The sequence below is a fragment of the Micromonospora sp. NBC_01655 genome (genome assembly GCF_026339755.1).
Classification (GTDB): domain Bacteria; phylum Actinomycetota; class Actinomycetes; order Mycobacteriales; family Micromonosporaceae; genus Micromonospora.
Window position 1 is genome coordinate 5,578,145 of the sequence record NZ_JAPEQF010000001.1, and the last position, 16,477, is coordinate 5,594,621.

1 protein-coding gene (only partly in view) is annotated in these 16,477 nt (G+C 75.4%); it reads right to left on the reverse strand.

What is annotated here, in order from left to right; translation table 11 throughout:
- Nucleotides 1-16,477, reverse strand: partial view of a type I polyketide synthase gene (locus tag OOK41_RS24860; protein ID WP_266266895.1) — the 5' portion only. It extends 13,466 nt beyond the left edge of the window; the window shows 16,477 of its 29,943 coding nt (coding positions 1-16,477); it begins with the start codon at nt 16,475-16,477; its stop codon lies off the left edge, out of view.

A 16,477-nucleotide genomic window follows, 5' to 3' on the forward strand; every position in this document is an offset into this window, starting at 1 on the left:
GACGCGGCCGGTTCACCACCGGCCACGGCGTCGCTTCGGTGGCCAGCGCCACCGAACCGGCAGTCCAGTCGATGTGCGGCGACGGCTCATCCACGTGCAGCGTCGCCGGCACCACACCATGCCGCATCGCCATGATCATCTTGATCACACCCGCCACCCCGGCCGCAGCCTGGGTATGCCCGATGTTCGACTTCACCGACCCCAGCCACAACGGCCGGTCCGCCGGACGGTCCTGACCGTAGGTCGCCAGCAACGCCTGCGCCTCGATCGGGTCACCCAGGGTGGTACCCGTGCCGTGCGCCTCCACCGCGTCCACGTCGGAGGTGGTCAGCCGAGCGTTGGCCAGAGCCTGCCGGATCACCCGCTGCTGCGACGGACCATTCGGCGCCGTCAAACCGTTCGACGCACCATCCTGGTTCACCGCGGTACCCCGAACGATCGCCAGGATCCGCCGGCCGTCCCGCTGCGCATCCGACAACCGCTGCACCAGCAACACACCCACGCCCTCGGACCAGCCGGTCCCGTCGGCGGAGGCCGCGAACGACTTGCACCGACCATCCTGCGACAGACCACGCTGCCGGGAGAACTCGATGAACGTCCCCGGCGTCGCCATCACCGTCACACCACCGGCCAACGCCAGATCACACTCACCAGAACGCAACGCCTGCGCCGCCAGATGCAACGCCACCAGCGACGACGAACACGCCGTGTCGACCGTAACCGCCGGACCCTCGAGCCCGAACGTGTACGCCACCCGACCGGACAGCACACTGCCCGACGTGCCGGTGCCCACGTAGCCCTCGGCGTCCGGCGGAAGGTCCTCCAACCGGGACGCGTAGTCGTGATACATCACGCCCGCGAACACGCCGGTCCGGCTGCCCCGCAGCCGCTGCGGGTCCACCCCGGCCGACTCGAACGACTCCCACGACGCCTCCAGCAGCAGCCGCTGCTGCGGGTCCATGGCGACCGCCTCGCGCGGGCTGATCCCGAAGAAGGCCGGGTCGAAGTCCGCCGCGCCGTGCAGGAAGCCACCGTGTCGGGTGTACGAGGTGCCGCTGCGGTCCGGGTCCGGGTCGAAGAGGTTGCCGAGGTCCCAGCCCCGATCGGTCGGGAACTCGGAGATGCCGTCGCCTCCGGCGGCCAGCAACGCCCACAGTTGCTCCGGCGTCTCCACTCCACCCGGGTACCGGCAGGCCATGCCCACGATCGCGATCGGCTCGTCGGTGCCCGCGGTCACCACCGCGGACCGTCGGGCGGTGATCTGACCGGAGACCAGTTCGTAGAGGTGGTCGGCGAGCACGGCCGGGGTCGGGTAGTCGAACACCAGCGTCGAGGCCAACCGCAACCCCGTCGCCGCGTTCAACCGGTTACGCAGGTCCACCGCCGTCAACGAGTCGAACCCGAGTTCCCGGAACGCCCGCTCCGCCGGCACCGACTCCGCCCCACCATGACCAAGCACCTGCGCGACGAGCCCCCGGATCAGCACGTCGATCTGGGCCCGGGCCTCCTCGGGAGCCAGGTCCACCAACTGGTTGGCCCAGTCGCCGCCCTGTCCCGCCTGGCGGCGCGTGGTGGTCGTGCCGACCAGCGCCCGCAGCATCGGCGGCACCACACCACCAGAAGCCGCCGCCCGCAACGCCGGCACGTCCACCACCGCCGGCACCAACGCCGACCGCCCCGTCAACAACCCGGCGTCGAACAACTCAAGACCGGTCTCGGCACTCATCGGCGGCAGACCCGACCGCGCCGAACGCGCCCGATCCACCTCGCCAACCGACGCCGCCATCCCGGCCGTGTCCCACATCCCCCACGCCAGCGACACCGCCGGCAGACCGGCCCGCCGCCGATACACCGCAAGGGCATCCAGGAACGCATTGCCCGCCGCGTACGCCGCCTGACCGGGCGAACCCAACACCCCGGCAATGGACGAGAACACCACGAACAGGTCCAGATCCAGGCCCGCCGTCGCCTCGTGCAGGAACCAACCCGCCGACACCTTCGGTGCCAACACCCCCGCCAACCGCTCCGCGCTGATCCCCGACACCACACCGTCGTCGAGCACACCCGCCGTGTGCACCACACCCGCCAGCCGACCCGCCGAGGCGACCTCGGCGACCAGCGCGCTCACCTGCTCCCGGTCGGTCACGTCACACGCCACCACCCGGGCGGCGGCACCCAGACCGGCCAACCGCTCCACCAACTCGCCCGCCCCCGCAGCGTCAGGACCCCGCCGCGATACCAGCACCAACGACCGCACCCCGTGCGCGACCACCAGGTGCTCCGCCACCAGCGCACCGAGCGCACCCGTGCCACCGGTCACCAGTACCGCGCCCTCACCCACCACGAGCGAGGACTCCGACGCCGGCACCGACGCCCGCACCAACCGCGGCACGAACACCCGACCAGCCCGGACGGCCACCTGACCGCCCGCGGCGTCCTCGGCGACCCGCGCCAGGACAGCCACCAGGCCCGCGTCCACGTCACCGTCGACATCCGCGAGCACGATCCGGCCCGGGTGCTCCGACTGCGCCGACCGCAGCAGACCCCACACCGCCGCACCCGCCAGATCCGTCACCGCATCGCCAGCCCGGGCCACCACCGCGCCCCGGGTCACCACCACCAGCCTCGACTCCGCGAGAGCCTCGGCGGCCAGCCAGGCCCGCACGACCGCCAGCACGTCGGACGTCACCGACCGGACCGACTCCGGCACCCCCACGCCGGGGGCGTCGGCGGGCACCGGCAGCACCAGCGCACGCGGCGCGGGGGCGGCCGTGGCGAGCAGCGCGTCCACGTCCGGGAAGGTGGGCAGGCCCAGGCCCGCCGGGAGCCCGTCGACGGCGAGCAGCGCCCAGCCGGCCGCGTCGCCGGCCGCGCTGACCTCCTCGGCCTGCCACGCGACCTCGAACAGCGACCGGGCGGCCGGGTTCGGGGCGGCCAAGCCGGTCATCTCCCGCAACACCAGCGAGTCCACCGACACCACCGCGGCACCCGACTCGTCCACCGCAACCAGCCGCATTCCGGAACCCTCGCGGCTCAACCGAACCCGCAACACCCGCGCCCCCGAGGCATGCACCTGCACACCCTCGAACGCGAACGGCACCCGAGGACCACCCGACTCCGCGCCGGAAAGCAGCAGCCCGACCGGGTGCAGGGCCGCGTCCAGCAACGCCGGATGCACCCCGAACGACGCCGCCACCCCCGCCGCCTCGTCCGGCAGGGCCACCTCGGCGAACACCTCGCCGCCGGAAGCCCACACCCGCCGCAGGCCCTGGAACACCGGCCCGTACACCAGGCCGTGCCCGGCCAACAGGCCGTACCAGTCGGTCAGGTCCACCTCGGACGCACCGGCCGGCGGCCAGGCGCCGATGGTCGGCTCGTTGGGGAGGGGTGCTTCGAGCACGCCATCGGCGTGCCGGACCCACTCCGCCTCCGGGTCGCCCTCGGCCTGGGAGTGCACCGTCACGGCCCGGGAACCCGACGCGTCGGCCGCGCCGACGCGCACCTGCACCCGCACCCCACCGGAGGCGGGCAGCACCAGCGGCGCGGCCACGGTCAGCTCCCGCACCCGCGACGCGCCCACCTCGTCACCGGCCCGCACCGCCAACTCCACCAACGCCGTCCCCGGCACCACCACCGAACCGGCAACCGCATGATCGGCCAGCCACTCGTGCGTCGACACCGACAGCCGCCCGGTCAGCACGACGACGTCCTCGCCGGCCACGGTGACCGCGGCGCCCAGCAGCGGGTGGCCCGCGACGCCCAGCCCGGCGCCGGAGACGTCCCCGGTGCGGGGCCGCCCGGCGCCGAGCCAGTACCGCTCGTGCTCGAAGGCGTACGTGGGCAGGTCGACCAGCTCCGGGCGGGTGCCCGCGTACCACTGCTGCCAGGTCACCGGCACGCCGTTGACGTGCAGCTCCGCGAGTGCGTGCAGCAGCGCCTGCGGGGCGGGCCGGTCCCGCCGCTGGGTGGCCAGCGTCAGCGTTCCCTCGGCCAGCAGTTCGGCGTTCATGGCGGTCAGCACGCTCTGCGGGCCGACCTCCAGGAACGTGTGCACTCCGGCGTCGCGCAGGGCGGTGATCCCGTCGGCGTACCGGACGGTCCCGCGGACGTGCCGCACCCAGTAGTCGGGGCGGGTGATCTCCTGCGGGTCGACGACCGTCCCGGTCAGGTTGGACACCACCGGCAGCAGCGGCGCGCGGAACGTCAGCGCCTCCAGGGCCGTCCGGAAGTCGTCGAGCATCGGCTCCATGAGCGGGCTGTGGAACGCATGGCTGACCGTGAGCCGGCGGGTGCGCGCTCCCCGGTCCGTCCAGACCTGCTCCAGCTCGTCGAGGGCGTCGACGTCGCCGGAGACCACCACGGCGGACGGGCCGTTCACGGCGGCGATCCCGACCCGGTCGGTGCGTCCGTCCAGGCTGGAGGCCACGTCGGCCTCGGGGGCGGCGACGGCCAGCATCCCGCCGCCGGCGGGCAGCGCCTGCATCAGCCGCCCACGGGCGGCGACGAGGGCGCACGCGTCGGCCAGGGACAGCACCCCGGCCACGTGCGCGGCGGCGATCTCCCCGACGGAGTGGCCGGCCACGAAGTCCGGCACCACACCGAACGACTCCACCAGCCGGAACAACGCCACCTCGACGGCGAACAGACCGGCCTGGGTGAACACAGTCTGGTCCAACAGGTCCGCCTCCGCCGAGCCCTCGGCGGCGAACAGCACCTCCCGCAGCGGACGCGGCAGCAGCGGATCCAGGTGCCCGCACACCTCGTCCAACGCGGCGGCGAACACGGGGAACTCGGCGGACAACTCCCGGCCCATCCCGGCGCGCTGCGCCCCCTGGCCGGAGAACAGCACGGCGAGCGGGCCCTGCGGCGATCCCGTACCGGTGACGACCGTGCCCGACGGCGAGCCGGCGGCGAGGGCCCGCAGCCCGGCCAGCAGCTCGTCCCGGTCGGTCGCGGTGACGACCGCGCGGTGTTCCAGCGTCGACCGGCTGACCAGCGAGGACCAGCCGACGTCCGACGGGCGCGGGGGCTCGTCGGCGGCGAGCCAGCGGGCCCAGCGGTCGGCCTGGGCCGCCACGGCGGCCTCGGTCCGGGCCGAGAGCAGCACCGGGACCAGCGGCGGTACGGCGGCGTCCGCCGGTTCCGTCCGGTCCTCGGCGGGCGGCTGCTCGATGATCACGTGGGCGTTCGTGCCGCTGACCCCGAAGGAGGACACGGCGGCCCGGCGCGGCCGGCCCGGGGCGGTCCACTCGCGGGCCTCGGTGAGCAGTTCGACCGCGCCCGCCGACCAGTCGATGTGCGGGGACGGCTCGTCGACGTGCAGGGTGCGCGGCATCGTCCCGTGGCGCATCGCCATGATCATCTTGATCACGCCGGCCACCCCGGCCGCGGCCTGGGTGTGGCCGATGTTCGACTTGATCGACCCCAGCCACAGCGGCCGGTCCTCGGGCCGGTCCTGACCGTAGGTGGCCAGCAACGCCTGCGCCTCGATCGGGTCACCCAGCGTCGTGCCCGTGCCGTGCGCCTCGACCGCGTCCACGTCGGCGGTGGTCAGCCGGGCGTTGGCCAGGGCCTGCCGGATCACCCGCTGCTGCGACGGCCCGTTCGGCGCGGTCAGTCCGTTGCTCGCGCCGTCCTGGTTGACCGCCGTGCCCCGCACCACCGCCAGGATCCGCCGGCCGTCCCGCCGGGCGTCGGACAGCCGCTGCACCAGCAGCACACCCACACCTTCGGACCAGCCGGTGCCGTCCGCCGACGCCGCGAACGACTTGCACCGACCGTCCTGCGACAGGCCCCGCTGCCGGGAGAACTCGATGAACGTCCCCGGCGTCGCCATCACGGTCACACCACCGGCCAACGCCAGATCACACTCACCGGAACGCAGCGCCTGCACCGCCAGGTGCAACGCCACCAGCGAGGACGAGCAGGCGGTGTCCACGGTGACCGCCGGCCCCTCCAGGCCGAACGTGTACGCGACCCGACCGGACAGCACACTGCCCGACGTGCCGGTGCCGATGTAGCCGCCCACCCCCTCGGGGAGATCCTGCACCTGGGAGGCGTAGTCGTGGTACATCAGGCCGGCGAACACGCCCGTCCGGCTGCCCCGCAGCCGCACCGGGTCCACCCCGGCGGACTCGAACGACTCCCAGGACGCCTCCAGCAGCAGCCGCTGCTGCGGGTCCATGGCGACCGCCTCGCGCGGCGAGATCCCGAAGAAGGCCGGGTCGAACTCGGCCGCCCCGTACAGGAAGCCGCCATGCCGGGTGTACGACGTCCCGGGGTTGTCCGGGTCGGGGTGGAAGATCCGGTCGAGGTCCCAGCCCCGGTCGGCCGGGAACTCGCCGATCCCGTCGGCGCCGGTGGCGACCAGTTGCCAGAGCTGCTCCGGGCTCGTCACGCCGCCCGGGTACCGGCAGGCCATGCCCACGATCGCGATCGGCTCGTCGACGTTCGCGGTCGCCACGGCGTCGCGCTGCTCGGCGACCTGCCCGGACAGCTCCTCGTAGAGGTGGTCCGACAGCGCGCCGGGGGTCGGGTAGTCGAAGACGAGGGTGGACGTCAGCCGCAGCCCGGTCGCGGTGTTGATCCGGTTCCGCAGCTCCACGGCGGTCAGCGAGTCGAAGCCCAGCTCCCGGAACGCCCGGTCGGCGGGCACCTGGTCGGCGCCGCTGTGCCCGAGGACCTGCGCGATCAGGCCCCGGACGAGCAGGGCGACCTGGGTGCGCGCCTCCTGCGGGTCGAGCCCGGCGAGCCGGTCGGCCCAGCCCCCGGCGGCGGGACGCCGCCGGTTCGCCGTGGAGCCGACCAGGGTGCGCAGCATCGGCGGCACCCGGCCGGCGGTGGTCTGCGCCCGCATGGCCGGCAGGTCGACCACGGCCGGCACCAGCGCGGCGCCACCGTGGGCCAGCGCGGCGTCCCACAGCCCGAGGCCGACGGGGGCGGTCATCGGGGTGAGGCCGGCCCGGCTGACCCGGGCCCGGTCGGTGTCGTTGATCGCCGCCGCCATGCCGTCGGTGTCCCACATGCCCCACGCCAGGCTCACCGCCGGCAGGCCCCGCTGGGCGCGGAGCTGGGCGAGGGCGTCCAGGAAGGCGTTGCCGGCGGCGTACGCGGCCTGGCCGGGGGAACCGAGCACGCCGGCGATGGACGAGAACAGCGCGAACAGGTCGAGGTCCAGCTCCGCCGTCGCCTCGTGCAGCCACCAGCCCGCGGTGACCTTGGGCGCCAGCACGTCCGTCAGCCGGTCCACGGTGATCCCGGTGACGACGCCGTCGTCGAGGACGCCTGCGGTGTGGACCACGCCGGCCAGCCGCCCGTCGGCGGTGATCCGGCGGACCAGCGCGTCGACCTGCGTCCGGTCGGTCACGTCGGCCGTGGCGACCTGGACGGCGGCGCCGAGGCCGGTCAGCCGCTCCACCAGGTCGGCCGCGCCCGGGGCCGCCGGGCCCTGGCGGGAGGCCAGCACCAGCGACCGCACCCCGTACGCCGTCACGAGGTGCTCGGCCACGAGGGCGCCCAGTGAGCCGGTGCCGCCGGTCACCAGGACGGTGCCCGTGCCGACCACCGGCGCGGCCTGCGCGCCGCCGGCCGCGCGGACCAGTCGCGGGACGTACGCCGTGCCGGCGCGCACCGCGAGCTGCCCGCCCGCGCCCGGGTCGGCGGCGAACCCGGCCAGCAGGGCCAGCAGCTCCGGGCCGAGGTCGGCGTCGGGTTCGAGGTCGGCCAGCACGATCCGGCCGGGGTGCTCCGACTGCGCGGACCGCAGCAGGCCCCAGACCGCCGCCGCCGCCACGTCGGTGACCCGGTCGTCGGGGTGGGCGGCGACCGCCCCACGGGTGACGACGACCAGCCGGCAGTCCGCGAGGGCGTCGGCGACCAGCCAGCCCTGCACCTCGCGCAGCACGGCCGCGGTCGCGGCGCGCACCGCGTCGGGCACGTCGGCGTCGGGCACGTCGGCCTCGGTCGCTGGGGACACGGGCAGCAGCAGCGCCGCCGGGGCCGGGGCGGTCGCGTCCGTCACCGCCTCGACCACCGCCGCCACGTCCCGGTACCCCGACGTCAGCGGCGTGCCGTCGGTGGCGTCGCCGCCGAGCACCGCCCAGCCGTACCCGGCGTCGGCCGGGACGACCTGCTCGGGCTGCCACGACACCTCGAACAGCGAGCGGTGCGCCTGGTCCGGAGTGCTCGCCGCGGTCATCTCCCGCAGCGTCAGGGAGTCCACCGACACCACCGGCGTGCCGGCCTCGTCGACGGCGACCAGCCGCACCGAGGACCCGCTCGCGGTCAGCCGAACCCGGAGGGTCCGCGCGCCGATGGTGTGGACCTGCACCCCCTCGAAGGAGAACGGCACCCGGGGGCCGTCGCCGGCGGCCTCGGCGGGCAGCAGCCCGACGGGGTGCAGCGCGGCGTCCAGCAGCGCCGGGTGCACGCCGAATCCGGCCGGGTCCCCGATCACCGTGTCGGGGAGGGCCACCTCGGCGTACACCGTGCCGTCGGCGGTCCATGCGCGCCGCAGGCCCTGGAAGACCGGCCCGTAGGCGAGCCCGTGCCCGGCCACGGCCGGGTACCAGCCGGTGAGGTCCACCTCGGCCGCGCCGGCGGGGGGCCAGGCGCCCACGGTGGGCTCGTCGGTGGTGGGGAGGCCGACGACGCCGTCGGCGTGCCGGGTCCAGCCGGCCTCCGGGTCCTCCTCGGACTGGGAGTGCACGGTGACCGGCCGGGCGCCCGTCGCGTCGACCGGGCCGACCCGGACCTGCACCCGCATTCCGCCGCCGCTGGCGGGCAGCACCAGCGGGGCGAGCACGGTGAGGTCGCGGACGCGGGACGCGCCCACCTCGTCGCCGGCCCGGACCACGAGGTCGAGCAGGGCGGTGCCCGGCACCACCACGGCGCCGGAGACGACGTGGTCGCCCAGCCACGGGTGGGACGACAGCGACAGCCGGCCGGTCAGCACCACCATGTCCTCGCCGGCCACCGACACGGTCGCGCCGAGCAGCGGGTGGCGGGCCACGCCGAGGCCCGCTCCGGACACGTCGGCCGCCTGCCCGACGGGCGACAGCCAGTACCGCTGGTGCTGGAACGCGTACGTCGGCAGCTCGACCCGGGTCGCCCCGGTGCCGGCGAACCACTGGGTCCAGGTCACCGGGACGCCGTGCACGTGCAGCTCGGCCAGGGCGGCGAGCAGGGCATGGGCCTCGGGCCGGTCCCGGCGCTGGGCGGCGACGGCCAACACACCGTCACCGGCCGGCAGGACGTCGCCGGCCATCGCGGTCAACACACTCTGCGGCCCGACCTCCAGGAACGTGTCCACCCCGACCGCCCGCAGGGCGGTGACCCCGTCGGCGAACCGGACCGCCTCCCGCACATGCCGCACCCAGTAGCCGGGCGTACGGATCTCGTCGCCGTCGGCCAACGCCCCGGTCAGGTTCGACACCACCGGCAGCAACGGCGCGGCAAACCTCAACCCCGCCAGCACACTGCGGAACTCGTCGAGCATCGGCTCCATCAACGGACTGTGGAACGCATGACTCACCGTCAACCGGCGCGTCCGCACGCCCCGGCCCCGCCACGCCCGATCCACCTCTTCGAGGGCGTCGACCGCTCCGGAGACGACGACGGCCGACGGGCCGTTCACGGCCGCGATGCCGACCCGGTCGGTCAGCCCGTCCAGCGTCGGCAGCACCTCGGCCTCCGACGCGTTGATCGCCAGCATCCCGCCGCCGGCCGGCAACGCCTGCATCAACCGACCCCGCGCCGCCACCAGGGCAGCCGCGTCCGCCAGCGACAACACCCCCGCCACGTGCGCGGCAGTGATCTCACCGACCGAGTGCCCGGCCACGAAGTCCGGCACCACACCGAACGACTCCACCAACCGGAACAACGCCACCTCGACGGCGAACAGACCCGCCTGGGTGAAGACGGTCTGATCGAGGAGGTTGGCCTCCGCCGAGCCCTCGGCGGCGAACAGCACCTCCCGCAGCGGACGCGGCAGCAGCGGGTCCAGGTGCCCGCACACCTCGTCCAGCGCGGCGGCGAACACGGGGAACTCGGCGCACAGGTGCCGGCCCATGCCGGCGCGCTGCGCGCCCTGGCCGGAGAACAGCAGCGCGAACTGGCCGCGCGGGCCGGCGGTGCCGGCGACCACTCCGCCGGAGGGGTCTCCGGCGGCGAGGGCGGTCAGCGCCGCGAGCAGGTCGTCCCGGTCGGTCGCGGCGATGACCGCGCGCTCGTCCAGCGTCGCGCGGGACACCACCGAGGAGAGGGCCACGTCGAGCGGGCGGAGGTTCTCGTCGGCTGCGAGCCAGGCCGCCCAGCGGTCCGCCTGGGCCGACAGCGCGGCGCCGTCGCGGGCGGACAGCAGCACCGGGGCCAGCGACCGCGCGGCGGCGGGGGTCGGCTCCCCGGCGTCCGCCTCGTCCCCGGCCGGCGGGGCGGGGGGCTGTTCGAGGATCAGGTGGACGTTGGTGCCGCTGATCCCGAACGAGGACACGGCGGCCCGGCGGGGGCGGTCCACGTCGGGCCAGGAGCGCGCCTCGGTCAGCAGCGACACGGCGCCGGCCGACCAGTCCACGTGGGGGGTGGGTTCGTCGAGGTGCAGGGTCGACGGGAGCAGCCCGTACCGCATCGCCATGATCATCTTGATGATGCCGGCGACCCCGGCGGCGGCCTGCGCGTGCCCGATGTTCGACTTGATCGAGCCGAGGAACAGCGGCCGGTCCGCCGGCCGGCCCTGCCCGTAGGTGGCCAGCAGCGCCTGCGCCTCGATCGGGTCGCCCAGCGTGGTGCCGGTGCCGTGCGCCTCGACGGCGTCCACGTCGGCGACGGTGAGCCGGGCGTTGGCCAGGGCGGCCCGGATGACCCGCTGCTGCGCGGGCCCGTTCGGCGCGGTGAGGCCGTTGGACGCGCCGTCCTGGTTCACGGCGCTGCCGGCGAGCACGGCGAGCACCTGCCGGCCCTGCCGCCGCGCGTCGGACAGGCGCTGGACCAGCAGCACGCCGACGCCCTCGGACCAGCCGGTGCCGTCGGCGGACGCGGCGAACGACTTGCACCGCCCGTCGGGGGCGAGGCCGCCCTGCCGGGAGAACTCCACGAACGCGCCGGGGGTGACCATGACGGTCACGCCGCCGGCCAGGGCCAGGTCGCACTCGCCGCCGCGCAGCGCCTGGGCGGCGAGGTGCACCGCCACGAGCGACGACGAGCAGGCGGTGTCGACGGTGACGGCGGGGCCCTCCAGCCCGAGGGTGTAGGAGACCCGGCCGGAGATGACGCTGTGCGCGCCCCCGGTGAGCTGGTAGCCGGCCAGCTCCTCCGGGGTGTCGGTGGTGCCGTAGCCCGACGGGGAGGCGCCGACGAAGACGCCGGTGCGGCTGCCGCGCAGCAGGTCCGGGTCGACGCCCGCCTGCTCCAGGGCCTCCCAGGACGCCTCCAGCAGCAGCCGCTGCTGCGGGTCCATGGCCAGGGCCTCGCGCGGCGAGATGCCGAAGAAGCCCGGGTCGAAGCCGGTGGCGCCGGGGACGAAGCCACCCTCGCGGGTGTGCGACACCGGCCGACCCTCGGCGTCGACGGCCAGCAGCCGGGCGATGTCCCAGTTGCGGTCCTCGGGGAAGCCGGTGATGCCGTCACGGCCGGTGGCGACGAGGTCCCACAGCTCGCCGGGGCTGGTCACGCCGCCGGGGTACCGGCAGCTCATGCCCACGATGACGATCGGGTCGTCGTCGACCGGCCCGGTGGGTCCCCAGGTGGTCACGGCGTCGACCTCGTGCAGGCGCAGCGCGGCCGACAGGTGGTCGGCGAGGGCTGCCGGGTTCGGGTAGTCGAAGACGAGGGTGGTGGGCAGGGAGAGCCCGGTGGCGGCGCTGAGCCGGTTGCGCAGCTCCACCGCGGTCAGCGAGTCGAAGCCCAGCTCCTTGAACGCCCGGTTCGCCTTGACCAGCTCGGGGCCGGTGTGCCCGAGGACCGTGGCGGCGACCGTCCGGACCAGGTCGGTGAGGTGCCGGTCCTGCTCGGCGCGGGGCAGGGTGAGCAGTTGCTGCCGCAGGCCGCCGCCGGCCCCGTCGGCCGGCTCCTCGTCGGTGCCGCGCAGGGCGGCCCGGGCCTCGGCGATGTCGTCGAGCAGCGGCCGGGGCCGCGCGGCGGCGAACGCCGGGGTGAACAGGGACCAGTCGACGTCCGCCACGGTCAACGACGGCACGGAGCGGCCGACGGCGCTGCGCAGCGCGTACACGGCCTGGGCCGGGGACATCGCGGTGAGGCCGCGACGGGCCAGCAGTTCCTGGCCCTCCCCGCTGGCCATTCCGCCGTCCGCCCAGGGGCCCCAGGCGACCGCCGTGGCGGCGAGACCGCGGGCGCGGCGCCGCTCGGCTAGCGCGTCCAGGAAGGCGTTGCCGGCGGCGTAGCCGGCCTGGCCGCCGCTGCCCCAGATCCCGGCGATCGAGGAGAACAGCACGAACGCGTCCAGCGGCCGGTCGCCCAGCAACTCGTCCAGGTGGACCGCGCCGGTGATCTTGCCGTCGAGGACGGCGGCGAGCGCGGCCAGGTCGGTGTCCGCCAGCATGGCGAGCTGGCCCACGCCGGCGGCGTGCACGACCGCCGTCAGCGGCGCGACGTCCGCGTCGATGTCGCGCAGCACCGCCTCGACCTGCGCCCGGTCGGCAGCGTCGCAGGCGACCAGCGACACCCGCGCGCCGAGCCCGGCCAGTTCGTCGCGCAGTTCCGCCGCGCCCGGCGCCCGCTCGCCGCGGCGGCTGGTCAGCACCACGTGCGCGGCGCCGTTGGCCGCCACCCAGCGGGCCACGTGGGCGCCGAGCGCCCCGGTGCCGCCGGTGATCAGTACCGTGCCGGAGGGCTGCCAGCGTTCGAGGGTCCCCACCCCGGCGGGGTCGGCGCGGACCAGCCGGCGCGCGAACACGCCGGAGGGGCGGACGGCGATCTGGTCCTCGTCGCCGGCCCCGGCCAGCACGCCCACGAGCCGGTCCCAGCCGGCCGCGTCGGGCCGCTCCGGCAGGTCGACCAGGCCGCCCCAGAGCTGGGGGTGTTCCAGCCCGGCGACCCGGGCCAGGCCCCACAGGCCGCCCTGGGCGACGCTGCGGACACCGTCGGCGTCGCCGGTGCCGACCGCGCACCGGGTGAGGGTCCACACCGGCAGCGCGACGTCGGCGTCGTGCAGGGCCTGCACCAGAGTCGCCGTCGCGGCGGTGCCGGTGGGCACCGCCGGGTGGCCGGGGTGCGGCCGGTCCAGCAGGCCGAGCAGGGACACCGCCGCCGCGAACCGGCGGTCCGCCGGCAGCTCGGCCAGCCGGGCCGCCAGCCCCTCCCGGTCGGTCAGCGGATCCACCGGCAGGCGGTGGACCGTCCCGCCGGCGGCGCCGAGCGCCGCCGTCAGCGCGTCGGCCCACTGGGTCACCGCCGGTTCGCCGGCGGGTTCCAGCAGCAGCCAGTCGCCGATCGGCGCGGCGGCGACGGGCGCCGCCGTGCGCTTCCACACCACCCGGTACGACCAGCCGTCGACGACGGCGTCGCGCAGCCGCGCCCGACGCCAGGACGACAGGACCGGCAGCGCCGGGGCGAGGACGTCCAGGCCGTCGTCGCCGAACTGCGCGGCCAGCGCCGCCACGTCGGAGCGCTCCACGGCGGACCAGAACTCGACGTCGATGACGTCGGGGCTGACCGGGCCGGCGACGGAGACCGGAAGCTGCTCCGGCCAGTAGCGCTGCCGCTGGAACGCGTACGTGGGCAGGCCGACCGTGGTCGCGCCGGTGTCGGCGTAGATCCGGGGCCAGTCGACGGCCGCGCCGTTGACGTGCAGCTCGGCGAGGGCGGCGAGCAGCGCCCGGGCCTCGGGGCGGTCGGCGCGCAGCGCGGGCACGGCGACGACCGGGGTCGCGTCGTCGGCGGGGTCGACCGGCTGCGAACCGAGGACGTCCTGCGTCATCGCGGTGAGGACGCTGCGGGGGCCGATCTCCAGGAACGTGTCGACCCCGGCGGTCCTCAGGGCGGTGATCCCGTCGGCGAAGCGGACCGCCTCGCGGACGTGCCGCACCCAGTAGTCGGCGGTGCGGAGCTGCTCGGCGGTCGCCAGCGCGCCGGTCAGGTTCGACACCACCGGCAGCACCGGCGCGGCGAACGTCAAACCCGCCAGCACGCTGCGGAACTCGTCGAGCATCGGCTCCATCAGCGGACTGTGGAACGCGTGACTCACCGTCAACCGGCGGGTCCGCACCCCCCGGCCCCGCCAAAGCTGCTCCACCTCGTCGAGAGCGTCCACCGCACCGGAGACCACGACGGACGACGGACCGTTCACGGCCGCGACACCGACCCGGTCGGCCAGCCCCTCCAGCGTCGGCAGCACCTCCGCCTCCGACGCGTTGACCGCGAGCATCCCGCCACCTGCCGGCAGCGCCTGCATCAACCGACCCCGCGCCGCCACCAGGGCACACGCGTCCGCCAGGGACAGCACCCCGGCCACATGCGCGGCCGTGATCTCCCCGATCGAATGCCCACCCACGAAGTCCGGCACGATCCCGAACGACTCCACCAGCCGGAACAGCGCCACCTCGACGGCGAACAGCCCGGCCTGGGTGAACACCGTCTGGTCCAGCAGGCCAGCCTCCGCGGTGCCCGGCTCGGCGAACAGCACCGGCTTCAGCGGCTGCGGCAGCAGGCCGTCCAGGTGCCCGCACGCCTCGTCGAGCGCGGCGGCGAAGACCGGGAACTCCCCGTACAACTCCCGGCCCATGCCGGCGCGCTGCGCGCCCTGGCCCGAGAACAGCACCGCCAGCGGACCCCGGTCCGCCGCCTGGCCCGCCACCAGCACGCCCGACGACTGGCCCGAGGCCAGGGCCCGCAGCCCGGCCAGCAGCTCGTCCCGGTCGGTCGCGGCCACCACGGCCCGGCTGTCCAGCGCCGACCGGGACACCGCCGACGACCACCCGACGTCCAGGGGACGCAGGTCCTCGTCGGCGGCCAGCCACCTGGCCCAGCGGCCGGCCTGGCCGGCGAGCGCGGCGTCGGAGCGGGCGGACAGCAGCACCGGCACCACCGGCAGGGTGACGGCCGGTTCGGGGGCGGCTGCGGCGTCGGTGTCCGGGGCGGGGGGTTCCTCGAGGATGGTGTGCGCGTTGGTCCCGGAGATGCCGAAGGACGAGACGGCGGCCCGCCGGGGCCGTCCGGTCGCCGGCCAGGGCCGCGCCTCGGTCACCAGCGACACGGCGCCCGCCGACCAGTCGACCTTCGGCGTCGGGGAGTCCACGTGCAGGGTCGACGGGACGACGCCGTGCCGCATCGCCATCACCATCTTGATGATCCCGGCGACGCCCGCGGCCGACTGGCTGTGTCCGAAGTTCGACTTGATCGAGCCGAGCAGCAACGGCCGGTCGGCGGGCCGGTCCTGCCCGTACGTGGCCAGCAGCGCCTGCGCCTCGATCGGGTCGCCGAGGACGGTGCCGGTGCCGTGCGCCTCGACGGCGTCGACGTCGGCGGTGGTGAGGCGGGCGTTGGCCAGGGCCTGCCGGATGACCCGCTGCTGGGCGGGGCCGTTGGGGGCGGTCAGGCCGTTGGACGCGCCGTCCTGGTTGACCGCGCTGCCCCGGACGACGGCCAGCACGTGGTGGCCCTTGCGCTGGGCGTCCGACAGCCGCTCCACCAGCAGGAGGCCGACGCCCTCCGCCCAGCCGGTGCCGTCGGCGGCGGCGGCGAAGGACTTGCACCGGCCGTCCGGGGCCAGGCCGCGCTGCCGGGAGAAGCCGACGAACGGGCTGGGGGTGGCCATGATGCAGACGCCGCCGGCCAGGGCGAGGTCGAAGTCGCCCTGGCGCAGGGCCTGGCAGGCCAGGTGCAGGGCCACCAGCGACGACGAGCAGGCGGTGTCGACGGTCACCGCCGGGCCCTCCAGCCCGAGGGCGTACGCGATCCGGCCGGAGACGACGCTCGTGGCCGTGCCCGTCAGCAGGTAGCCCTCGTCGGTGCCCTCCAGCTCGGTCTGCGGGCCCATCCCGTACCCGTTGGCGGCGGTGCCGACGAAGACGCCGACCTTCTGCCCACGCATGGATGCGGGCGCGATCCCCGCGTACTCGAACGCCTCCCACGACGTCTCCAGCAGCAGCCGCTGCTGGGGGTCCATGGCGACCGCCTCGCGGGGCGAGATGCCGAAGAAGCCGGCGTCGAACTCGGCCGCGTCGTAGAGGAAGCCGCCCTCGCGGGTGGTGGAGCGGCCCGCCCGGTCGGCGTCGGCGTCGTACAGGTTGTCCAGGTCCCAGCCCCGGTCGGTGGGGAAGCCGCCGACGGCGTCGCTGCCCGACGCGACCAGGTCCCACAGTTGCTCCGGGGTGGCGACGCCCCCCGGGTAACGGCAGGACATCGCCACGATGGCGATCGGTTCGCGCGCGGCGGCGGTCAGCTGCTGGTTGAGCTGACGGAGGCGGCCCGTCTCCTTGAGCGAGGCGCGGAGCGCCTCGACGACCTTGTCTGCGGACGTAGACAT